Here is a 22,097-nt window from a genome sequence, read left to right on the forward strand (position 1 = left end):
ATCCGGCTACTGATCAGGTGTTCATCGAGTCGAAGAAGTCGCCATTGTTCTTCGTCTGCTTCAGCTTGTCGATGAGGAATTCGATCGCATCGGTGGTGCCCATCGGCGCCAGGATACGACGCAGCACGAAGATCTTCTGGAGATCCTGGCGCGGCACCAGCAGGTCTTCCTTGCGGGTGCCGGATTTCAGGATGTCCATCGACGGGAAGATGCGCTTGTCAGCGACCTTGCGGTCCAGGACAATTTCCGAATTGCCGGTGCCCTTGAACTCTTCAAAGATGACTTCGTCCATGCGGCTGCCCGTATCGATGAGGGCTGTTGCAATGATCGTCAGCGAGCCGCCTTCTTCGATGTTACGGGCGGCGCCAAAGAAGCGCTTCGGGCGCTGCAGCGCATTGGCATCCACGCCGCCGGTTAGAACCTTGCCGGAGGAGGGCACAACCGTGTTGTAGGCGCGGCCAAGGCGTGTGATCGAATCGAGCAGAATGACCACGTCACGGCCATGCTCGACAAGACGCTTGGCCTTTTCAATGACCATTTCGGCCACCTGAACGTGGCGGACCGCTGGTTCATCGAAGGTGGACGACACCACTTCGCCCTTGACCGAGCGCTGCATGTCCGTGACCTCTTCTGGCCGTTCATCGATGAGGAGAACGATCAAATAGCATTCCGGATGGTTTGCAGTGATCGAATGGGCAATATTTTGTAGAAGAACCGTCTTACCCGTGCGTGGCGGTGCAACGATCAGACCGCGCTGACCCTTACCAAGCGGCGCCACCAGATCGATCACGCGGGCCGACAGATCCTTGGAGGTCGGAATGTCCAGTTCCATCTTGAAGCGCTCATTGGGATAGAGCGGCGTCAGATTGTCGAAATGAACCTTGTGACGGATCTTTTCAGGATCGTCGAAATTGATCGTGTTGACCTTCAGCAAGGCAAAATAACGTTCGCCTTCCTTGGGTCCACGGATAGGGCCTTCCACCGTATCGCCGGTCTTCAGCGAGAAACGACGGATCTGCGAGGGGGAAATGTAGATGTCATCCGGGCCCGGCAGATAATTGGCATTGGCCGAACGCAGGAAGCCGAATCCATCCTGCAAGAGTTCCACCACGCCTTCGCCAATGATTTCGACATCCTGACTGGCCAAGACCTTGAGGATCGCGAACATCAATTCCTGCTTGCGCATGGTGCTCGCGTTTTCGACCTCCAGCGATTCGGCGAAGGTCAGCAGGTCGGTCGGCGACTTGCTCTTAAGTTCTTGAAGCTTCATTTCAGCCATGAAGAGGGACCGCTTTGGAAATTCGAGGGAAATGGCGTGTCTGTGGATGTCGCATCCCCAGGGAGACCGGGGAGGATGAAGAGATTACACACGAGCCACGAGAGAAGGATTGGCGCAGAAAATAGCGACTTCACCCATTCGCCGCAAGGGGGGAGAAGTATTTCTTCTCGATCAAAACGGCTTCACGATCACGAGGATGACAATCAACATCATGAGAACAGTCGGAATTTCGTTCATCATGCGCCAATAGCGGGCCGATCGGCGTGGCGCGTCCACCGAAAACTGACGAACTGCATGGCTCTGATGCATGTGGGCGAGCGTGAGCAGAATGACAAGCAGAATTTTTGCATGCAGCCAACCACCCTGGAATCCATACACCGACCAGGCAAGGTAAAGCCCGAGCACCCAGCTGATCATCATGGCAGGATTCATGATCACTTTCAGAAGCCGGCCTTCCATCACCTTGAAGGTTTCAGACTGAACCGATCCCGGTTGCGCATCGGTGTGATAGACGAAAAGCCGTGGCATGTAGAACAGACCGGCCATCCAGGCGATGACCGCAATCACGTGAAAGGCCGTGATCCACCGGCTGAAACTGTCGGGCTGAAGCACATAGACGAGGGCGATCAAGCCGACAAAAATTCCGATGGCAATGCCGGCGCGCAGAGAGGCGCGCTTGCCGGCGGAAGCCGAAATCTGTTTTTCAGCTGCCATTCCCCAAGCCCCGTACACGGTTGACGAGCTGCGTCACATGATCCGGATTGGCCTCCGGAGTGATACCGTGACCGAGGTTGAACACGAGAGGACCCTGGCCAAGCACCTGGAGAATGGCATCGATCCCGTCATCAAGAGCCTTGCCGCCGGCGACCACCCGCATTGGATCGAGATTGCCCTGAATAGGGCCATCCTTTTGCAACTCGGCTGCAAAACTCAAGGGAACGGACCAATCGAGGCCAATCATGTCGGCACCGGTCTTCTGGCGATAATGGCGCAGGTTCATGCCCGCTCCTTTGGCAAAGGCGATGATTTTTGCATCCGGCCGCCGGGCCTTCACCGATTGGATGATCCGGCGAACCGGTGCAATCGCATAGGTCTCAAATTCGGCTTCACCGAGAACCCCTGCCCAGCTGTCAAAAATCTGCACGGCATCGGCACCCGCATCGATCTGCGCGACAAGATAGTCCGCGGAAATTTCTGCAAGAACGGCGAGCAGCTGCGCAAAGGCCTGCGGATGGCGATAGCCGAACAAGCGGGCAGGTGCCTGGTCCGGCGTGCCGTGCCCTGCGATCATGTAGGTCGCAACCGTCCAGGGCGCCCCGCAGAAGCCGAGCAGCGTCGTTTGGGGCGGCAGGGCTGCACGGATCTGTCCAACGGCCTGCATGACCGGCTGCAGGTGGTCCAGAACCCCTTCAGGTTTCAGTGCAAGGATGCCAGCCTCGTCAATCGGATCCATCCGCGGTCCCGAACCTTCGACGAAATGCACATTGCGGTTAAGCCCATCGGGAATGACGAGAATATCGGAAAACAGGATTGCCGCGTCAAAAGCGTAACGCCGGATCGGCTGCAACGTGACTTCAGTTGCCAGATCCGGCGAATAACAGAGGTTCAGGAAGCTTCCAGCCTTCCCCCGCGTCTGACGATATTCCGGGAGATAGCGGCCTGCCTGTCTCATGAGCCAGATGGGTGGAGGTGAAACGGTTGCACCATTCAAAACCTCGATAACCTTTCGGCGTTCTGTGGCCAAGTGGTGTCCTCCAATAAAGAAAGAAATCTAGAATCTTAGATTTTATGATTCTTAGAGTCGGTGACTATCAAGGATCCTTTCTCTTGCACAGTCCAGACAGTCAGACTGCGACAATCAGAACGTTGAGAGATAAAATCGACGCCAATTCTCCTCGATACGGGAATTTTCGATATTTTATCTTTAAAATCAATTGTTTGTCGCCTATTCTAATGGGTGACAACCTGTGGATAAGATATGAATCGCGACCTAAGAGATTGCGCTTGTCCACATTACCCACAAGGGCTGTGACACAGGCCCCACAGTCATGCTGAATGTGGATAAAGTCGAGGTTATCCCGAGTGCGGGCGTGCCGCGCTTAGGAACCCTTCCATTGTCCCAGGTTATGAACAGAGGCAGAAGAATAACGTGGAGAACCGCAAAAGCTTCTTTCATCTGCATCTGATATCTGACTCCACGGGCGAAACGCTGATCTCTGCCGGTCGCGCAGCATCTGCCCAGTTTCGCAATGCGATGGCCATCGAGCATGTCTATCCGCTGATCCGTAACAAACGGCAGTTGATGCCTGTCCTGCAATCGATCGACGAAAAGCCGGGCATTGTTCTTTATACGATCGTGGACCAGGAACTGGCCGATCATGTTGATCAGCGCTGCCGCGACATCGGAGTTCCGGTTGTCAATCTCCTGGAACCGGTTCTGGCGACATTCCAGGCCTATCTCGGCGCAAGGTCTCTGAGACGGGTTGGGGCACAGCATGCCTTGAATGCGGATTATTTCCGCCGCATCGAGGCGTTGAATTTTGCCATGGATCACGATGACGGCCAGATGCCGGAAAGCTATGACGAAGCGGATGTGGTGATCATCGGCATCAGCCGAACCTCGAAAACCCCGACCAGCATCTATCTGGCCAATCGGGGTGTCAAAACCGCAAATATCCCCATCGTTCCGGGCGTGGCTCTGCCTGAAAGCCTGCTTGTGGCAACCAAGCCATTGATCGTTGGACTGATCGCCACCACCGACCGTATTTCGCAGGTGAGGGAAAACCGCGAGCTTGGTGCGACAACCGGCTTTGACCGGAGCCATTATACCGACCGGGCCAATATCAATGAGGAACTGAAATATGCGCGTTCGCTTTGCGCCCGCCACCAATGGCCGGTCATCGATGTGACACGCCGCTCGATCGAGGAAACCGCAGCGGCAATCGTTGCTCTGCGTCCGAAGCTGCGTTAATCCCGATCCAGTGTTTCACGCGTCGGGAAATTATTGTGACCCAGCAGCTTGTCCTTGCTTCCTCCAGTCCCTTCCGCCGCATGCTGATGCAGAATGCCGGTCTGAGCTTTGAAGCGCGCGCCGCTGAGATCGACGAACGGTCTATCGAAGCATCGCTGGAAGAGGGGCATGCGGCCCCTCACATCGTGGCACTGGAACTTGCGCGGGCCAAGGCTCTGGATGTCTGCCGGCATTTTCCGGGTGCCTTCGTTATCGGTTCGGATCAGACCATGTCTCTCGGTGAACGGGTCTATCACAAGCCGCGAACTCGGATAGAAGCTCATGAAAACCTGATGTCTCTGTCGGCAAAGACCCATCACCTCAACAGCGGCGTGGTGATTGCCAAGGATGGCGAGGTAGTATGGCAGACGGTGGCAACAGCCGCGCTATCCGTCCGGGCTTTGAGCGATGCATTTGTCGAGGACTATCTCGATCAGGCCGGCGACGCCGTGCTGCTCAGTGTCGGAGCCTATCAGCTCGAAGGTCTGGGCATTCAGCTTTTTACCGCAATCGATGGCGACTATTTCACCATACTTGGCCTGCCCATGCTGCCCTTGCTGCAGGCCCTACGCGAGCTTGGAGCGATTAATGGCTGATTCACGTGAAACGTTGAAGGCTTTCGTGGTCGGCACGCCCATTCGCCATTCGCGTTCGCCGCTGATCCATGGTCACTGGCTGCGGCAGTTCGGCATTGCCGGGGACTATCGCGCAATCGAGATTCCGCCGGATGAATTTGAGAGCTTCATCCGATTGCTGAAAACGGAACAGACCTATCGCGGCGGTAATGTTACCATTCCGCACAAGGAGCGAGCCTACCAGTTGGCCGACCAGCCGGATACACTGGCGCAGGAACTGGGTGCTGCCAATACACTATGGCTGGAAGACGGTGCTCTCAAGGCGACTAATACGGATGGTTACGGTTTTACCGCCAATCTGGATGAGCGCGCCACCGGCTGGGATCAGGTCGGATCGGCCGTCGTGCTGGGGGCAGGTGGGGCAAGCCGGGCCATCATTCAGGCCGTGCGCAATCGTGGGATCGGCGAGATCCATGTGGTCAATCGAACACTTTCACGAGCGCAGGAACTCGCCGACCGCTTTGGCGAGCGCGTTCACGCCCATGCCATGGACGCCTTGCCGGAACTCATGCAGGGCGCTGGCCTCTTCATCAACACGACATCGCTTGGCATGGATGGTGAAGGATCCATTACGCTGGACTTTTCATTGCTTGCACCCGGCGCTGTTGTCACAGACATTGTCTATGTGCCACTGGAAACTCCGATCCTTACCCAGGCAAAGGCGCAAGGGATGAGGACGGTCGATGGACTTGGCATGTTGCTGCACCAGGCCGTGCCCGGCTTTGAAAAATGGTTCGGGCAAAGGCCGCAGGTGGATGAGGCGCTGCGGGCCATGATTATCAAGGACATGGAGCGCCACGTATGATCCGCATCGGACTGACAGGCTCGATCGGCATGGGAAAGTCCACGACAGCTCTCCTGTTTGCCGATGAAGGAATTCCGGTCAACGACGCCGATGCCGTGGTGCATGCGCTTTATCAGGGCGAGGCGGTTGCGCCTGTGGGTGCCGCATTTCCGGGGACTGTGAAGGATGGCAGCATAGACCGCGCCGAGCTGGCGCGTCAGCTCGCAGCAGAGCCGCAACGGTTTTCCGAACTGGAAGCCATCGTTCACCCTTTGGTACGACAGAAAGAGCAGCTCTTTTTGGATCACCAAAGGGCGAGCGGCGCAAAAATGGTGCTGCTCGATATACCGCTTCTGTTTGAAAGCGGGGCGGCCGACCGGGTGGATGTTATCGTGGTGGTGACCTGCGATCCACAGGTCCAGCGGCAAAGAGTGCTTGCCAGACCGGGCATGAGCGAAGAGAAGTTCGCCATGATCCTTGCCCGTCAGGTTCCGGATGCGCAAAAGCGGCAGAAGGCGGATTTCATGATCGATACGGGCCACGGCATAGACCAGGCCCGCAGCCGGGTTCGCGATATTGTCGCAGCCATACGGCAGGGTAAGCGGAGCGAAACGAAGCATGCGTGAGATCATTTTTGATACTGAAACAACCGGGCTTGAAAACAAGCTCGACCGCATCATTGAAATTGGCGGCATCGAACTTCTCAACCATTTTCCGACCGGTCGGACATTCCACGTCTATATCAATCCTGGTGACCGCAAGGTGCATCCGGACGCCTTGGCTGTGCATGGCATTACCGATGACTTTCTCAAAGACAAGCCGCGCTTCGGCCAGATTGTCGATGAACTCTTAGCCTTCTTCGATGGTGCCAAATGGATCGCGCATAATGCGACATTCGACATGGGCTTCATCAATGCGGAATTTGATCGTCTAGGCCTGCCGCCGGTGGCGCCCGAACATGTGATCGACACGTTGTCGATGGCACGACGCAAGAACCCTATGGGACCCAATTCGCTGGATGCGCTCTGCCGTCGCTACGGCATCGACAATTCCCACCGCTCCAAACACGGGGCTCTTCTCGACTCCGAGCTTCTGGCGGAAGTCTATATCGAGATGATCGGTGGACGGCAGGCAGCTTTTGGTCTGGTCAATTCCGGCCAGGTCACAAAGGTTGTCGAGGAAGAGGAGGTGGAGATCGTAGCACTTACGCGACCGCGACCGCTTGCACTGCGCCTGAATGATCAGGACCGCGAGGCGCATCAGGCGCTCATCAAGTCGCTGGGTGAAAAGGCGCTCTGGGGGCGATATCAGTAGACATGAAAAAGCCCGGACGAGCCGGGCTTTCGCATCGATTGCAAAGTCTATGGCCGATCAGCTGTTCAGCGGCTGAACCTGCGAACGGGTCTGTTCTTCTGCTACGCGCTGGGCAAACATCTGGCCGAAATCGATCGGATCGATCATCAGCGGCGGGAAGCCGCCATTGCGCGTCACATCGGAAATGATCTGACGGGCGAATGGGAAGAGCAGGCGCGGGCACTCGATGAAGAGAACCGGCAGCATGTGTTCCTGCGGGAAACCTGTAATGCGGAAAACGCCGCCATAAACCAGCTCGGCCGCAAACACCACCTTGTCGCCATCCTTGGCTTCGGCATTCAGCGTTAGCACGACGTCAAAATCCGTCTCCGACAGCGGATTGGCGTTGACATTGACGTTGATATTGATGGCCGGAGCCTTGTCACGGGCCTGGAGCGAGCGCGGCGCACCGGGGTTCTCGAAGGAGAGGTCCTTCGTATATTGCGCTAGGATGGTGAGCGACGGTGACTGCGTTTCGGTTTCGTTGGCCATTGCTGTTCCTCGGCTTCGGTCATTTTTCGCCGTCTACCACTTCGATTTAAGCCTTACAAGCCTTGGACCGGGCGCGCCCTATGCTCAAGGCTCGTCCTTGGGGCGATCGGACCAGGGCGAAGAAGGGTTCGACGTGCGGGTGTAATCGTCCGTGTCAAGGTCGAGCGTCTGGGTCTGCTTCGGGTGTGGGCCTCGGTTGGAAGGGCCGGATGCTTGAGAATAACTGCTTCTTACGACGACCCTTTGACCGATCATCTGCCACAAAAGCCTTCGGAAGGCCGGGATGAACAGGAGAATGCCCAGAATGTCCGTCAGAAATCCGGGAATCACCAGGAGAACAGCGGCAAACACGATCATGGCGCCATTGACGAGTGCTTCGCCCGGTATCCGTCCTTCACGGCCGTCCTGATTGATCTGTCGCAGAACGTTCAGGCCCTGGACCCGCAGAAGCAGTGCGCCTGCGACACCGGATAAAATGACGAGCGCCAGCGTTGGCCAGAGCCCCAACCAATTGCCGACGATCACAAAGCCGGCAATTTCCGCCAGCGGAAGACCGAGAAAGAGAAGCGGAAACAGGAAACGGCGCATGATATCCTTCGAAGCCTTGTCATTGACGAGAGGAACGACCGTCTCGGTATTTGAATGATCGTCAGATCAGACTATATGAGGTGGAACCTTATAAATTCCAACGACACCGCGGGTGAAAATGGGCGCGAACGACTTCATAACTCTGTTTTTCCTTGTGGCAGCGGTGCTGATCTTCCTGCAATTGAGAAGCGTGCTTGGCCGACGTACCGGCCACGAGAAGCCACCTTTCGATCCGATCAGTGCGCGTGATGCAACGAGAGCAACAGGAACTGATGACGGCAAGGTTGTCACGCTTCCGCGTCGGGACCAGGTGGACGACGAGCAACGCTTCGCCGATATCGATGCCGTGGCCAAACCTGGTACCGATCTTAACGGCGCATTGCGCGAGCTGACCAAGGCCGATCCGAGCTTTCGGCCCAAGGATTTTCTCAACGGCGCACGCATGGCCTATGAGATGATCGTGATGGCCTTTGCTGATGGCGATCGCAAGACGCTGAAGGGGCTCCTGTCCAAGGATGTCTTTGATGGTTTTGATGCAGCGATCAACGATCGCGAGGCGCGAGGCGAAACGGTCAAGTCGAGTTTTGTCGGCATTGACAAGGCCGACATCACACATGCCTCGGTCAAGGATCATGACGAGCAGATCACTATTCGCCTTGTCAGCCAGCTGATCTCGGCCACCTATGACAAAAATGGTAGCCTGATCGATGGCGATGCGGAAGCCGTCGCGGAGGTCACCGATATCTGGACCTTTGCGCGCGATCTGCGCTCACGCGATCCGAATTGGAAACTGGTGGCGACCGAATCCGAGCAATGACACACTCAGAGAGCTATACGCTTCGGCGGACAGATTTCTCCGAATTGAGGGGGTGGCGGATCGATGATCCCCGCCCCCTCTTTTCTGCGATGGCTGACTGTCTGAGTTATTTGGAACAGGGAAAGCCCTATCGCACGGGCGCGCTGGGGCTGACGTCCGATGATCTGCGCGTGCTGCTGCAGGAGGCAGCGGGCCAGGTTTTTCCCGATGCCCATGCCGCCCGGCAATTCTTCGAAACCCGGTACGTGCCCTTTCAGATCCTGCGTTCGGGCGGGGAACAGGGCTTTGTCACGGCCTTCTACGAGCCGGAGGTCTTGGTCTCTGATGTTACGGAATCCGGCTTTCAATTCCCTTTCTATCGCCGTCCGCTGGATCTAGTCGACATTGATGACTCCAATCGTCCTGCGGACCTTGGAAGCTCTTATGCCTTTGCGCGCCAGCGCGAGGGCTCGATTGACGCCTATCCCGACAGACGGGATATCGATCTTGGATATCTGAACGGACAAGGACTGGAGATCGCCTGGGCGCGCTCGAAGGTGGATGTGTTCTTTGCCCATGTTCAAGGGGCGGCAAGGCTGCGTTACCCGGATGGGAGACTGCAGCGCATCACCTATGCGGCGAAAGCCGGGCATCCGTTCTCCGCAATCGGCCGCCTGCTCATGGATCGGGGAGAGATCGATCCGCAGAAGATTTCTATGCAATCCATCCGCGCCTGGTTGGCTCGGAATCCGGCTAAGGTGGATGAAGTTCTCTGGCATAACCGTTCCTATATTTTTTTCCGGGAAGCCAATGTGGAGGGGCTCGAGAAGGGGCCGATCGCGGCGGCCAAGGTTCCGCTGGTCGCCGGGCGTTCGCTTGCGGTGGACCGGTCGATCCACACATTCGGATTTCCGTTCTTCATCCAGTCTGACAGCCTGACGCATCTCGATGATGGTCGCTCCTTCGGCCGGCTTATGCTGGCGCTCGATACGGGCACAGCCATTGTCGGGCCGGCGCGCGGCGATATTTTCACCGGGTCCGGTGATGCGGCGGGCGAATTGGCTGGCACCGTGCGAAATGCGGCCGATTTCTTTCTGCTTGTGCCCAAACATGCGGCGGCGAGACTCGGCGCATGAGGGGTGGTCGAAAACTCAGCACGGAAGAGCGGATTCTCTGGGGTACGGTGGCAAAGACCACCAAGCCGATCTCCGGCCGTCTGGAGGATCTGCTTGCCTTTGAGCAGGAACTGATCGAGCCCGAACCGGTGAAGGCGCAGCTGCCGATGAAATCGGATCCGGCGCAGGAGCTGACGTTCACACCGTCTGGCAAGCAGCAGCCGAAGGGAACGCATCATCCGCTCGAAAAGCCGGTCAAGCGCAAGATTGCACGCGGTCGCCTCGCGCTCGAAGCGCGTATCGATCTGCATGGCATGATCCAGAGCGAGGCGCACGGCGTGTTGCTTGACTTCCTACTTCGCGCCCATGATCGGGGACTGCGCCATGTGCTGGTAATCACCGGCAAGGGCAGTTCCTATGGCAGCGAGGGTGCCCTGAAACGGGCCGTGCCCTTGTGGTTTTCAAAGGCCGAGTTTCGCTTCCTCATCTCTTCCTATGAAACCGCTGCCCGTCAACATGGCGGGGAGGGTGCCCTCTATGTGCGGCTGAGTCGTCGGGGAGGCGAGCTATGACCCCGTTTGGCGAGGCACTGCGTCAACTGCGGCGCAGCAAAGGTGTGAGCCAGCAGGAGATGGCCACGGCAATCGGAGTGTCACCTGCCTATCTCTCGGCACTGGAGCATGGCCGTCGCGGTCGGCCCAGTTTTGATTTTCTCCAGCGCGTCGTCGGTTATTTCAATATCATCTGGGACGAGGCGGAGGAATTGTTCAGGCTGGCTGAATGTTCTGATCCGCGCGTGGTGGTGGATACGGCCGGACTTGCGCCGCAATACACGGCACTTGCCAACCTTCTGGCGCGACAGATTCGCTCTTTGGAACCGGACATGGTAGACGATTTGACAAAGCTGTTGGAAAAAGCCCGAAAACCGGGCTAACGGCGCATGTCATCCCCTGTTTTCCAGGGGCAACACTTTGGAATCAGGGCGGAAACTTCCTATAGTCCGTCCCAAAGGACACCGGTGATTCGCCGCTTCGCCGTCCTTAAGCCAAGAACTAGAAAGTTGTTTGATGAGCGATACACCCGTCAGCGATAGCAGCGCGAGTGCCGAATATGGAGCCGATTCGATCAAGGTCCTGAAGGGACTGGACGCGGTTCGCAAGCGCCCCGGCATGTATATTGGCGATACCGACGATGGCTCGGGTCTCCATCACATGGTCTACGAGGTCGTTGACAATGCGATCGACGAAGCGCTGGCGGGCCATGCTGATATCGTCACCGTGACGCTGAATGCGGATGGCTCCGTGACCGTGACCGACAATGGCCGTGGCATTCCAACGGATATTCACACCGGTGAAGGCGTGTCTGCCGCCGAAGTCATCATGACGCAGCTGCATGCCGGCGGTAAATTCGACCAGAACTCCTATAAGGTCTCTGGTGGCCTTCACGGAGTCGGCGTGTCAGTGGTAAATGCACTGTCGGTTAAGCTGAACCTGAAGGTTCGCCGAAACGGCAAGCTCCATGAAATCAGCTTCACCCATGGGGTTGCCGACGGTCCGCTGAGGGTTGTCGGCGAGTATGAGGGACGTTCGGGAACGGAAGTCACCTTCCTGCCCAGCACGGAAACCTTCACCAAGGTCGATTTCGACTACGCAACGCTTGAGCATCGCCTGCGCGAACTCGCCTTCCTGAATTCGGGTGTGCGCATCCTGCTGACGGATAAGCGTAAGTCCGATATTCGCCAGGAAGAAATGCTCTATGACGGCGGCCTGGAAGCTTTCGTGCGCTATCTCGACCGTTCCAAGAAACCGCTCGTCGATCGGCCAGTGGCTATCAAGGGCGAGAAGGATGGTATTACCGTTGAAGTGGCGATGTGGTGGAACGACAGCTATCACGAAAACATGCTGTGTTTCACCAACAACATTCCCCAGCGCGATGGCGGCACGCATATGGCGGGCTTCCGCGGCGCGCTGACCCGTCAGGTCACCTCCTATGCGGATTCCTCCGGTATTACCAAGAAGGAAAAGGTAACGCTGCAGGGCGAAGATTGCCGTGAAGGCCTGACCGCCGTTCTGTCCGTCAAGGTGCCGGATCCGAAATTCTCCTCGCAAACCAAGGATAAGCTGGTCTCGTCGGAAGTCAGACCGGTTGTTGAAAACCTCGTCAACGAGGCGCTCAGCACCTGGTTCGAAGAGCATCCGACGGAAGCTAAGATCCTGGTAGGCAAGGTTGTCGAGGCTGCCGTTGCCCGAGAAGCCGCCCGCAAGGCGCGCGAACTGACCCGCCGCAAGGGTGCGCTCGATATCGCCTCGCTGCCCGGCAAGCTTGCCGATTGCTCGGAGCGCGATCCGGCCAAATCCGAACTCTTCCTCGTCGAGGGTGATTCCGCCGGCGGTTCCGCCAAGCAGGGACGCTCACGCGAGAACCAGGCGATCCTGCCTCTGCGCGGCAAGATCCTCAATGTGGAACGCGCCCGTTTCGACAAGATGCTGTCCAGCCAGGAAATCGGCACGCTGATTACCGCTCTTGGCACATCGATCGGCAAGGACGAATTCAACGCAGACAAACTGCGCTATCACAAGATCATCATCATGACGGATGCCGATGTCGACGGCGCCCATATTCGCACGCTTCTGCTCACGTTCTTCTTCCGTCAGATGCCGGAACTGATCGAGCGCGGTCATCTCTATATTGCCCAGCCGCCGCTCTATAAGGTCTCGCGTGGCAAGTCGGTGCAGTATGTGAAGGATGAAAAGGCGCTTGAAGACTACCTGATCGGCCAGGGTCTCGAAGATACGACGCTGACACTTGGCTCCGGCGAAGTGCGGGCAGGGGCTGATCTGCGCGACGTGATTGCCGATGCATTGCGTCTTCGTACCCTTCTGGATGGTCTTCATTCCCGCTACAGCCGTTCCATCGTTGAGCAGGCTGCCATCGCCGGCGCTCTCAATCCCGATCTCACCGACAACCCGACCCGTGCGCAGGAAACGGCCGACGAAGTGGCTCGCCGCCTCGATATCATTGCCGAGGAAACTGAGCGCGGCTGGTCCGGCCATGTCACGCCTGAAGGTGGTATCCGTTTTGAACGCATGGTGCGCGGCGTGAAGGAAGCAGCCTTCCTCGATGTCGCGCTGATCGGTTCGGCCGATGCCCGCCATATCGACCAGATGACGTCACGACTTCATGACATCTATGGCACGCCGCCGGTTCTGGCACGCAAGGAAGGCACGACCGAAATCGCCGGCCCCCGCGCCCTGCTGGATGCCATCTTTGCGTCCGGTCGCAAGGGTCTATCGATGCAGCGCTATAAGGGCCTTGGCGAAATGAACGCCGAGCAGCTTTGGGAAACGACGCTTGACCCGAATGTCCGTTCGCTTCTGCAGGTTCGCGTCAACGACGCGACCGATGCCGATGGCCTCTTCTCGCGCCTGATGGGTGATGAGGTTGAGCCGCGCCGCGAATTCATCCAGGAAAACGCGTTGAGCGTTGCCAATCTCGATATCTAATCAATTTTTGTTTCACGTGAATCTTTCCTGTGGATTGATTCACGTGAAACATTTCTCGTTCACGGCCTGTCAACGGATCGACTTCACCCGAGGTCGCACAGGCTATGTGCTGGAGACCGCGTTGCGCGTCCAGCCCCTTCCAGACCACGGAACTTTCGGCAGTGCAGGGCTCTTTGGCAAGGCGAACATGTCGAAATCGCAGCTGTGCGGCGATGTTGCACTGCACTTGTAACCTGTTAGTTTACTTTCCCTGTGCTAGATGTGTTGCAGCCGGCCAGAAACCCGGTTGACAGAGCCCCAAGAAGAAAGGTGGCCTTGCATGTTTTACCAGCTCTATGAGTTGAACCACGCGGCCATGGCGCCTTTGCGCGCCTCCACGGAAGCCTTGCGCTTCTTCTGCAGCAATCCGATGAACCCGATGGCCAATACCGAGTTTGGGCGCAGCTACGCAGCCGGTCTTGAAGTCTTCGAGCGCATGACGCGCCGTTATGGTAAGCCGGAATTTGGGCTCCCCACCACAGAAGTGAACGGCCACACGGTTGCCGTCACCGAAAGAGTGGTCTGGTCGAAACCCTTCTGCAATCTTTTGCATTTTGAGCGGGCTTTGCCGAAAAGCCATGGCGAAGACCCGAAGATCCTGGTGGTTGCGCCGATGTCGGGCCACTATGCCACATTGTTGCGCGGCACTGTCGAGGCGCTGATGAAGGGCGCCGATGTTTATATCACCGACTGGATCGATGCGCGCAACGTACCGGTGACGGAAGGCCTTTTCGACCTTGATGACTATATCGACTATGTCATCGACATGATCCATTATCTGGGTCCCAATACGCATCTGGTGGCGGTCTGTCAGCCGTCCGTGCCGGTGCTGGCGGCAGTGGCCGTCATGGAAGCCGCCGAGGATCCGCTGGTTCCGGCCTCAATGACCTTGATGGGTGGGCCGATCGATACCCGCATCAACCCGACAGCCGTCAATCAGCTGGCACAGGATCGTCCGCTGAAATGGTTCAAGGATAATGTCGTCATGACGGTGCCATGGCCGCAGGCTGGTTTCATGCGACCAGTCTATCCGGGCTTCCTGCAACTGTCCGGCTTCATGTCTATGAACCTCGACCGGCATGTGGTGGCGCACAAGGAGTTCTTCCAGCACCTCGTGAAGAACGACGGTGAATCGGCTGAAAAGCACCGCGACTTCTATGATGAATATCTGGCGGTGATGGACCTGACAGCGGAATTCTATCTGCAGACGGTCGATACGGTCTTCATCAAGCATTCTCTGCCGAAGGGCGAGATGATGCACCGCGCAGCGCTGGTCGATACGAAGGCGATCAAGAATGTCGCGCTTTTGACCATTGAAGGCGAGAATGACGACATTTCCGGTGTCGGCCAGACAAAGGCCGCGCAGACCATCTGCACCAATATTCCAGAGGCAATGCGGCTGCATTATGTACAGCCGGATGTTGGCCACTACGGCGTTTTCAACGGCTCGCGCTTCCGCAAGGAAATCGCTCCGCGCATTCTGGCTTTTGCCCGCGAACACAGCCGAGTGGCCCGCAACGCCCCGGTTACGCGGGTGATCAAAGGCGGCAAGAGCAGCTGACACGGCTGTAGGTGCCGATTTCCTGAAATAAAAACAGCGCCTTTGCCGATTTGGCAAGGGCGCTTCTTGAACGTTGGGTCAGCTCTTACCAAATCGATTCTCGACGGAACGGCATCTCGCCGCCCGTGACAACCGAGGTAAAACAACCCATGAACCAGTCAGCATTGATACGTCCCGATTGGACACCGGCGACCATCGTCCTGATGGTGCTCGGATTCGTGGTCTTCTGGCCGCTGGGCCTCGCAATGCTCGCCTACATCATTTTCGGTGAGCGGCTGCGGGATTTCAAGCGCGATGCTAATGCCCGTGCCGATGGCTTCTTTGCCGGTTTTCGCCGGTCCAGCCGCCGCTATGGCACGCCTTTCTCCGCCACTGGCAATGTCGCCTTCGATGATTGGCGGGTGGCAGAGCTCGACCGTATCGAAGAGCAGCGCCGCAAGCTGGATGAAATGCGGGAAGAGTTCGATTCCTACATGCGCGAACTTCGCCGCGCCAAGGACCAGGAAGAGTTCGATCGCTTCATGCGCGAACGCGGCAATCACCGCGGAGCCGACGGCCCTATCTCCACCATCTGACCGCCGTGCTGATAAGTATCATCTGCCGGCACCCGTACAGGGTGCCGGTTTTTTCTTGGCTTTCCGCCCGCCGAATCGGCTAGACAGGCCTCATGTTTGCCCTCCTCAAAAAGCCGCAGAAGAAAAAAGCCGCGCCGCCTGTCAAGACGGAACGAACGCTGCAGGTTGGCGAACGCCTGATGCCACTCACCATCCGCGAACATGCCCAGGCATCGCGCATTACGCTACGCATCGAGCCGGGTGGGCGCGCGCTGCGGCTGACGGTGCCAAAAGGCCTGAAGATGCGCGAGGTGGACTCCTTTCTCGCCCGCCACGACGGATGGCTGCGCGTCAAGCTCGCCAAGTTTTCGACAGATGGGGACCTGCGGCCCGGCGGCCGGATTTTCCTGCGCGGCATTGCCCATCGCATCGTCCATACCGGTTCGCTGCGTGGCTTGACCGAGGTGGGGCAGGAGGGCGACGAGCCGGTGGTTCGGGTGAGCGGTCTTGAGGATCATCTCGGTCGACGGCTTGCCGCGTTCCTGAAAAAGGAAGCGCGCGCCGATCTCGAAACTCTCGTTGCCCGCCATGCGGCAGCTGTCGGAAAGCCGGCAAAATCAATTGCCATGAAGGATACCCGAAGCCGCTGGGGTTCCTGTTCCTGGGATGGAAACTTAAGCTTTTCCTGGCGGATCGCCATGGCGCCGCCCTTTGTCATCGATTATCTGGCCGCCCATGAAGTGGCGCATCTGAAAGAGATGAACCATGGCCCGGCTTTCTGGTCGCTCTGCGAAACGTTGTGTCCCGGCATGGAGGAAGCGCGTCGCTGGCTGAAACAGAACGGCTCGCAACTGCATGCGATCGACTTCAGCTGACGCGCATTGGCATGGGCCATGGCGGATACAAAGCCGCAGCCTCGCCTTTGGTCTCGACTTGGCCGCCGATTCGTGCGAATTCGCCTCATATGACACCAGACATCAAAATCTGCGGATTGAAGACGCCGGACGCTGTCGATCTGGCAGTGGAACGCGGCGCCACGCATATCGGTTTCATTTTCTTCGAAAAGAGCCCCCGCCATATCGATGCGATGACCGCCGGCATTCTGGCCGATCGCGTTCGCGGATGGGCCAAGATCGTTGCCGTGACCGTCGATGCCGATCACGAGGAACTGGAAGAAATCATCGCCTTCCTGAAGCCCGATATTCTGCAACTGCATGGCCGCGAAACGCCCGAGCAGGTCTTGGGCATCAAGGCGATGTTCGGCCTGCCGGTGATGAAAGCCTTTGCTGTGCGCAGCGCAGATGAATTGCGCAAGATCGACGCCTATGAGGGGCTGGCCGACCGCTTCCTGTTTGATGCCAAGCCGCCCGAAGGCTCGGATCTTCCCGGCGGCAACGGCGTTTCCTTTGACTGGAAGATCATGGGCGCGCTTGACGACAGCGTGGATTACATGCTTTCCGGTGGCCTCAACGCGAATAATGTGGCTCTGGCGCTTTCGGCCACGAAAGCGCGTGGCATCGATGTTTCATCCGGGGTGGAGAGCGCGCCGGGCGTGAAGGATCTGCACAAAATGAACGCCTTTTTCGATGCAATCGATCAATGGCGCAGGACGGGATCAAAGGGAGTAGAGACGTGAACCAGGTGCTCAAACCGAATTCCTTCCGGGCCGGTCCCGATGAAGATGGTCGCTTCGGCATCTATGGTGGCCGATTTGTCGCCGAGACGCTGATGCCTCTGATCCTCGATCTGCAGGATGAATGGAACAAGGCAAAGACCGATCCGACGTTCCAGGCGGAACTCCAGCATCTGGGCACCCACTATATCGGCCGACCGAGCCCCATGTATTTTGCCGAGCGCCTGACGGCTGAGCTGGGTGGCGCAAAGATCTATTTCAAGCGCGACGAGCTCAACCATACGGGCAGCCACAAGATCAACAATTGCATCGGCCAGATCCTTCTGGCCAAGCGCATGGGCAAGAAGCGGATCATAGCCGAAACCGGTGCCGGACAGCATGGCGTTGCATCCGCAACCGTTGCTGCCCGCTTTGGCCTGCCTTGCGTGGTCTATATGGGCGCAACCGATGTCGAGCGTCAGGCGCCGAACGTCTTCCGCATGAAGCTGCTGGGCGCCGAGGTGATCCCGGTCACTTCGGGCAATGGCACGCTGAAGGATGCGATGAACGAGGCGCTGCGCGATTGGGTTACCAATGTCGAGGATACCTATTACATCATCGGCACGGCAGCTGGCCCGCATCCCTATCCGGAAATGGTGCGCGAGTTCCAGTCGGTGATCGGCAAGGAAGCCCGCGAGCAGATGATGGAAGCCGAAGGCCGCCTGCCGGACATGCTGGTGGCTGCCGTTGGCGGTGGCTCCAATGCCATCGGTCTTTTCCATCCCTTCCTCGATGATGAGAGCGTTCGCATTGTTGGCGTCGAGGCGGGCGGCAAGGGCCTGGACGGTGAGGAACATTGCGCCTCTCTGACCGCCGGTCGGCCGGGCGTACTGCATGGCAACCGCACCTATCTGCTGCAGGATGACGACGGACAGATCAAGGAAGGTCATTCGATTTCCGCCGGTCTCGATTATCCCGGCATTGGGCCGGAGCATTCCTGGCTGCGCGATGTCGGTCGCGTCGAATATGTCCCGATCAAGGATGACGAGGCGCTGGCCGCATTCCAGATGCTGACCCGCACGGAGGGCATCATTCCGGCACTTGAGCCGAGCCATGCTTTGGCCGAGGTCATCAAGCGCGCGCCGACCATGGACAAGGAGCAGATCATCCTGATGAACCTGTGTGGGCGTGGCGACAAGGACATCTTTACCGTCGGCAAACTTCTTGGGATGGGCCTCTGATCATGACTGCACGTATGGACAAGCGTTTTGCCGATCTGAAGGCCGAGGGACGCCCGGCACTCATCACCTATTTCATGGGCGGCGATCCGGATTTTGAAACCTCGCTCGGCATCATGAAGGCTTTACCGGAGGCCGGTGCCGATGTGATCGAACTCGGCATGCCATTTTCCGATCCCATGGCCGACGGCCCGGCCATCCAGATGGCGGGCTTTCGTGCACTGGCCGGTGGCCAGACGCTCGCAAAGACGCTCGACCTTGCCCGTGAGTTCCGCAAGGGCGACCAGGCAACGCCGATCGTGCTGATGGGCTATTACAACCCGATCTATTCGTTCGGCGTCGATCGCTTTCTCGATGAGGCGCTCAAGGCCGGGATCGACGGGCTGATCGTTGTCGATCTGCCGCCGGAAATGGATGACGAACTTTGCCTTCCGGCCATTGCCAAGGACATCAACTTCATTCGCCTCGCAACGCCGACGACCGATGAAAAGCGCCTGCCGACCGTGCTGCGCAATACATCAGGCTTCGTCTATTACGTCTCGATGAACGGCATTACCGGTTCGGCACTTCCCGATCTTTCGCAGATCGCCGGTGCCGTCAACCGTATCAAGGCGCATACGGATCTTCCCGTCTGCGTTGGTTTTGGTGTGAAGACTGCCGATCATGCCAAGGCGATCGGTGCCGCGGCCGATGGCGTCGTCGTCGGTTCGGCCATTGTCGCGCAGGTTGCCGGCAGCCTGGATGCCAATGACCAGGCGACAAGCCATACGATTTCTGCAGTGTCGACGCTGGTGCGCGGTCTTGCCACCGGTGTTCGTGCGGCGCGCCTTGTTGCCGCCGAATAAAGTTACCACATTGACGATGGTCAATCAGGAGTTTTGCCCGTGAACTGGATCACCAACTATGTGCGCCCCCGGATCAATTCGATGCTGGGTCGCCGGGAAGTGCCGGAGAACCTCTGGATCAAGTGCCCGGAAACGGGTGAAATGGTTTTTCATAAGGATCTTGAGGACAATAAGTGGGTTATTCCTGCCTCCGGTTTCCATATGAAAATGCCGGCCAAGAGCCGTCTGATCGATCTCTTCGACGGTGGCGTTTTCGAGAGCCTGCCGCAGCCGAAAGTGGCGCAGGATCCGCTGAAATTTCGCGATTCCAAGAAATACGCTGACCGATTGAAGGATAGCCGCGTCAAGACTGAGCAGGAGGATACGATCCTTGCCGGTCTCGGCCAGGTGCAGGGTGTCAAGCTCGTGGCCGTGGTGCATGAGTTCAACTTCATTGGCGGGTCGCTGGGCATGGCGGCCGGCGAAGCGATCGTCAAGGCCTGCGAGCGGGCGCTGGCCGAGCGCTGCCCGCTGGTGATCTTCCCGGCTTCGGGTGGCGCACGCATGCAGGAGGGCATTCTGTCACTGATGCAGTTGCCACGCACCACCGTTGCCGTCAACATGCTGAAGGAAGAGGGCCTGCCCTATATCGTCGTTTTGACAAATCCCACAACCGGCGGCGTCACGGCCTCCTATGCCATGCTGGGCGATGTGCATATCGCCGAACCGGGTGCTGAGATTGGCTTTGCCGGCAAGCGCGTCATCGAGCAGACTTTGCGTGAAAAGCTGCCCGAGGGTTTCCAGACGGCGGAATATCTGCTGGAGCATGGTATGGTGGATATGGTGGTCAAGCGTCACGACATTGCGACCACGCTGGCGACTCTCTTGAAGATCATGCTGAAGCGTCCCTCGGACGCTGCACCTCTGGCCCTCTCGGCCTAACATCCCAGAAGCCTCGGGGAGTTTCATGAACGACGTTGCCCATAGCGAGGCTGAACAGGTTATCAACGAGCTGATGAAGCTGCATCCCAAGGGTTATGACATGACCCTGGGACGCATGCGCCGTCTGCTTGAAGTGCTCGGCAATCCGCAGCTGCGCCTGCCACCGATGATCCATGTGGCGGGAACCAATGGCAAGGGCTCGGTGTCGGCCTTCTGTCGCGCGCTTCTGGAAGCCGGCGGTTATTCCGTGCATGTCCACACATCGCCGCATCTCGTCCACTGGCATGAGCGCTACCGCATCGGTGCCAAGGGCGCGCCCGGCCGGCTTGTGAACGACAAGGTGTTGGCGGATGCTCTGCGCCGCGTGGCCGAGGCCAATGCCGGCCAGGCGATCACCGTCTTTGAAATCCTGACCGCCGCCGGCTTCCTGATGTTTTCCGAAATGCCGGCGGATGCAGCCGTCATCGAGGTTGGCATGGGCGGACGCCTCGATTGCACCAATGTCGTCGATGATCCGGCGGTCTGCGTCATCATGCCGATTTCCTTCGATCACCAGGCCTATCTTGGCGATCGCGTCGAGCTGATCGCCGCTGAAAAGGCCGGTATCATCAAGAAGGGCCGACCGGTCGTCATTGGCCATCAGGAATTTGATGCGGCACGCGAGGTTCTGGTGGCCACTGCCGAGCGCGCCGGGTGTCCCACCTCGGTTTATGGGCAGGATTTCACCGCCCATGAAGAGTTTGGCCGCATGGTCTACCAGGACGAATATGGTCTGGCCGATCTGCCGTTGCCGCGTCTTCCGGGTCGCCATCAGCTGGCCAATGCCGCCGCTGCCATCCGCGCCGTCAAGGCTGCCGGTTTTCCTGTAACCGATGCCATGATGGAAACGGCCATGAGCAGTGTCGAATGGCCGGGCCGGCTGCAGAAGCTGACCGAGGGTGCGCTGGTCGAACTGGCACCTGTCGGGGCGGAAATCTGGGTGGATGGCGGACACAATCCAGGCGCTGGCGAGGTCATTGCGGAGGCCATGGCCGCTTTCGAGGAGCGCCAGCCGCGTCCGCTCTATCTCGTCGTCGGCATGCTCAATACCAAGGATCCGATCGGCTATTTCCGCGCCTTTGCCGACATTGCCGAATATGTCTTTGCCGTACCGATCCGCGGCAGCGATGCCGGGCTTGATCCGGTGGTGGTTGCCACCTCCGCCTATGAGGCAGGTCTGGTGGCCGAGCCGGCTTTGACTGTGGCTGATGCCTTGCGGGAAATCGCCAGCCGGCAGGTTGATGATGCGGCACCGCCGCGCATTCTGATCGGTGGCTCGCTCTATCTGGCCGGCAACGTATTGGCGGACAATGGAACACCGCCGAAGTAATCACGTCTCAGTGCAGCAGACATGAAAAAAGCCCGGTCAATGCCGGGCTTCTTCATATTCAGCCGGTGTGGCAGGCTCAGGCTGCGCCGGAAATCCAGGCAGACAGCGCGGTCTTCGGGGCAGCGCCCACCTTGATATCAGCCACTTCACCGCCCTTGAACATGGCAAGGGTCGGGATGGAACGGACGCCAAACTTGGCCGCCAGTTCCGGGTTCTCATCGATGTTGAGCTTGGCAACCTTCACCTTGCCGGCAAGTTCATTCGAGATTTCCTCAAGGCTCGGCGCGATCATCTTGCACGGGCCGCACCATTCCGCCCAAAAATCCACGACGACGGGCTCTGCGGATTCCAGAACTTCCGACTGGAAGTTCGAATTGTCGACTTTCACGGTAGCCATGGGGCT

At 58.1% G+C, this 22,097-nt stretch carries 24 protein-coding genes; 18 read left to right on the plus strand and 6 right to left on the minus strand.

Translation table 11 applies throughout. From position 1 onward, the window contains the following. Positions 1-13: 13 nt before the first annotated feature. From rho to hemE, 3 genes are all read right to left on the minus strand, one after another. A complete protein-coding gene (gene rho, locus E8M77_RS10630) occupies positions 14-1,279 on the minus strand; it encodes a transcription termination factor Rho (protein ID WP_137130620.1) in 1,266 nt (421 codons plus the stop codon). Positions 1,280-1,450: 171 nt separating this feature from the next. Next, entirely contained in the window at positions 1,451-1,993 is a 543-nt protein-coding gene (hemJ, locus tag E8M77_RS10635) for a protoporphyrinogen oxidase HemJ (RefSeq protein ID WP_137130621.1), read from the minus strand. After that, positions 1,983-3,023, minus strand: a complete 1,041-nt coding sequence (gene hemE / locus E8M77_RS10640) for a uroporphyrinogen decarboxylase (RefSeq protein ID WP_137130622.1) — start codon at positions 3,021-3,023, stop codon at positions 1,983-1,985. The genes hemJ and hemE overlap by 11 nt, the downstream gene beginning before the upstream one ends. Positions 3,024-3,428: 405 nt before the next feature. Here hemE and E8M77_RS10645 point away from each other — a divergent pair, with 405 nt between their 5' ends. The 5 genes from E8M77_RS10645 to dnaQ are packed head-to-tail and all read left to right on the plus strand — an operon-like array spanning position 3,429 to position 7,022. Continuing rightward, the gene (locus E8M77_RS10645) at positions 3,429-4,250 is read left to right on the plus strand and encodes a pyruvate, water dikinase regulatory protein (protein ID WP_137130623.1); all 822 of its coding nucleotides are present in this window, start codon (positions 3,429-3,431) and stop codon (positions 4,248-4,250) included. A 35-nt stretch (positions 4,251-4,285) separates the two neighbouring features. Then, positions 4,286-4,885, plus strand: a complete 600-nt coding sequence (locus E8M77_RS10650; protein WP_137130624.1) for a Maf-like protein — start codon at positions 4,286-4,288, stop codon at positions 4,883-4,885. Beyond that, entirely contained in the window at positions 4,878-5,729 is an 852-nt protein-coding gene (locus E8M77_RS10655) for a shikimate dehydrogenase (RefSeq protein WP_137130625.1), read from the plus strand. The genes E8M77_RS10650 and E8M77_RS10655 overlap by 8 nt, the downstream gene beginning before the upstream one ends. After that, positions 5,726-6,334: a dephospho-CoA kinase gene (coaE, locus tag E8M77_RS10660; RefSeq protein WP_137130626.1), complete on the plus strand. Its 609-nt coding sequence runs from the start codon at positions 5,726-5,728 to the stop codon at positions 6,332-6,334. The genes E8M77_RS10655 and coaE overlap by 4 nt, the downstream gene beginning before the upstream one ends. After that, positions 6,327-7,022 carry a DNA polymerase III subunit epsilon gene (gene dnaQ, locus E8M77_RS10665; RefSeq protein ID WP_137130627.1) on the plus strand — a complete coding sequence of 232 codons (696 nt, stop codon included), beginning with the start codon at positions 6,327-6,329 and terminating at the stop codon, positions 7,020-7,022. The genes coaE and dnaQ overlap by 8 nt, the downstream gene beginning before the upstream one ends. Before the next feature lie 57 nt (positions 7,023-7,079). Here the strand turns inward: dnaQ and secB are convergent, their stop codons facing one another. Next, positions 7,080-7,553, minus strand: a complete 474-nt coding sequence (secB, locus tag E8M77_RS10670; protein WP_137130628.1) for a protein-export chaperone SecB — start codon at positions 7,551-7,553, stop codon at positions 7,080-7,082. An 84-nt stretch (positions 7,554-7,637) separates the two neighbouring features. Then, complete coding sequence (locus E8M77_RS10675) at positions 7,638-8,141, minus strand: FxsA family protein (protein ID WP_137130629.1); 504 nt, start codon at positions 8,139-8,141, stop codon at positions 7,638-7,640. A gap of 118 nt (positions 8,142-8,259) precedes the next feature. Here E8M77_RS10675 and E8M77_RS10680 point away from each other — a divergent pair, with 118 nt between their 5' ends. The 13 genes from E8M77_RS10680 to E8M77_RS10740 all read left to right on the plus strand — a co-directional run bounded on the left by E8M77_RS10680 (position 8,260) and on the right by E8M77_RS10740 (position 21,694). Then, on the plus strand, positions 8,260-8,958 hold the full coding sequence (locus tag E8M77_RS10680; protein WP_137130630.1) for a Tim44/TimA family putative adaptor protein: 699 nt from the start codon (positions 8,260-8,262) through the stop codon (positions 8,956-8,958). Continuing rightward, a complete protein-coding gene (locus E8M77_RS10685) occupies positions 8,955-10,073 on the plus strand; it encodes a murein transglycosylase A (protein WP_137130631.1) in 1,119 nt (372 codons plus the stop codon). Before E8M77_RS10680 ends, E8M77_RS10685 begins: the two co-directional genes overlap by 4 nt. After that, a complete protein-coding gene (locus E8M77_RS10690; RefSeq protein ID WP_137130632.1) occupies positions 10,070-10,624 on the plus strand; it encodes a Smr/MutS family protein in 555 nt (184 codons plus the stop codon). The genes E8M77_RS10685 and E8M77_RS10690 overlap by 4 nt, the downstream gene beginning before the upstream one ends. Next, the gene (locus E8M77_RS10695) at positions 10,621-10,986 is read left to right on the plus strand and encodes a helix-turn-helix transcriptional regulator (protein ID WP_137130633.1); all 366 of its coding nucleotides are present in this window, start codon (positions 10,621-10,623) and stop codon (positions 10,984-10,986) included. Before E8M77_RS10690 ends, E8M77_RS10695 begins: the two co-directional genes overlap by 4 nt. Before the next feature lie 133 nt (positions 10,987-11,119). After that, positions 11,120-13,555, plus strand: a complete 2,436-nt coding sequence (gyrB, locus tag E8M77_RS10700) for a DNA topoisomerase (ATP-hydrolyzing) subunit B (RefSeq protein WP_137130634.1) — start codon at positions 11,120-11,122, stop codon at positions 13,553-13,555. A gap of 319 nt (positions 13,556-13,874) precedes the next feature. Continuing rightward, positions 13,875-15,155 carry a polyhydroxyalkanoate depolymerase gene (gene phaZ / locus E8M77_RS10705; protein ID WP_137130635.1) on the plus strand — a complete coding sequence of 427 codons (1,281 nt, stop codon included), beginning with the start codon at positions 13,875-13,877 and terminating at the stop codon, positions 15,153-15,155. Positions 15,156-15,304: 149 nt separating this feature from the next. Further along, positions 15,305-15,730 carry a DUF2852 domain-containing protein gene (locus E8M77_RS10710; RefSeq protein WP_137130636.1) on the plus strand — a complete coding sequence of 142 codons (426 nt, stop codon included), beginning with the start codon at positions 15,305-15,307 and terminating at the stop codon, positions 15,728-15,730. A gap of 92 nt (positions 15,731-15,822) precedes the next feature. Beyond that, a complete protein-coding gene (locus E8M77_RS10715; RefSeq protein ID WP_137130637.1) occupies positions 15,823-16,584 on the plus strand; it encodes a SprT family zinc-dependent metalloprotease in 762 nt (253 codons plus the stop codon). Positions 16,585-16,673: 89 nt separating this feature from the next. Then, complete coding sequence (locus tag E8M77_RS10720; RefSeq protein WP_137130638.1) at positions 16,674-17,345, plus strand: phosphoribosylanthranilate isomerase; 672 nt, start codon at positions 16,674-16,676, stop codon at positions 17,343-17,345. Then, the gene (trpB, locus tag E8M77_RS10725) at positions 17,342-18,562 is read left to right on the plus strand and encodes a tryptophan synthase subunit beta (protein ID WP_137130639.1); all 1,221 of its coding nucleotides are present in this window, start codon (positions 17,342-17,344) and stop codon (positions 18,560-18,562) included. The genes E8M77_RS10720 and trpB overlap by 4 nt, the downstream gene beginning before the upstream one ends. A gap of 2 nt (positions 18,563-18,564) precedes the next feature. Further along, complete coding sequence (trpA, locus tag E8M77_RS10730) at positions 18,565-19,404, plus strand: tryptophan synthase subunit alpha (RefSeq protein ID WP_137130640.1); 840 nt, start codon at positions 18,565-18,567, stop codon at positions 19,402-19,404. 39 nt (positions 19,405-19,443) lie between these two features. Continuing rightward, entirely contained in the window at positions 19,444-20,325 is an 882-nt protein-coding gene (gene accD, locus E8M77_RS10735; RefSeq protein ID WP_137130641.1) for an acetyl-CoA carboxylase, carboxyltransferase subunit beta, read from the plus strand. Positions 20,326-20,350: 25 nt separating this feature from the next. After that, positions 20,351-21,694 carry a folylpolyglutamate synthase/dihydrofolate synthase family protein gene (locus E8M77_RS10740; RefSeq protein WP_137130642.1) on the plus strand — a complete coding sequence of 448 codons (1,344 nt, stop codon included), beginning with the start codon at positions 20,351-20,353 and terminating at the stop codon, positions 21,692-21,694. Positions 21,695-21,770: 76 nt separating this feature from the next. Here the strand turns inward: E8M77_RS10740 and trxA are convergent, their stop codons facing one another. Then, entirely contained in the window at positions 21,771-22,091 is a 321-nt protein-coding gene (trxA, locus tag E8M77_RS10745) for a thioredoxin (RefSeq protein WP_137130643.1), read from the minus strand. Between the last annotated feature and the right edge of the window lie 6 nt (positions 22,092-22,097).

The sequence above is a fragment of the Rhizobium sp. FY34 genome (assembly GCF_005222845.1).
Classification (GTDB): domain Bacteria; phylum Pseudomonadota; class Alphaproteobacteria; order Rhizobiales; family Rhizobiaceae; genus Neorhizobium.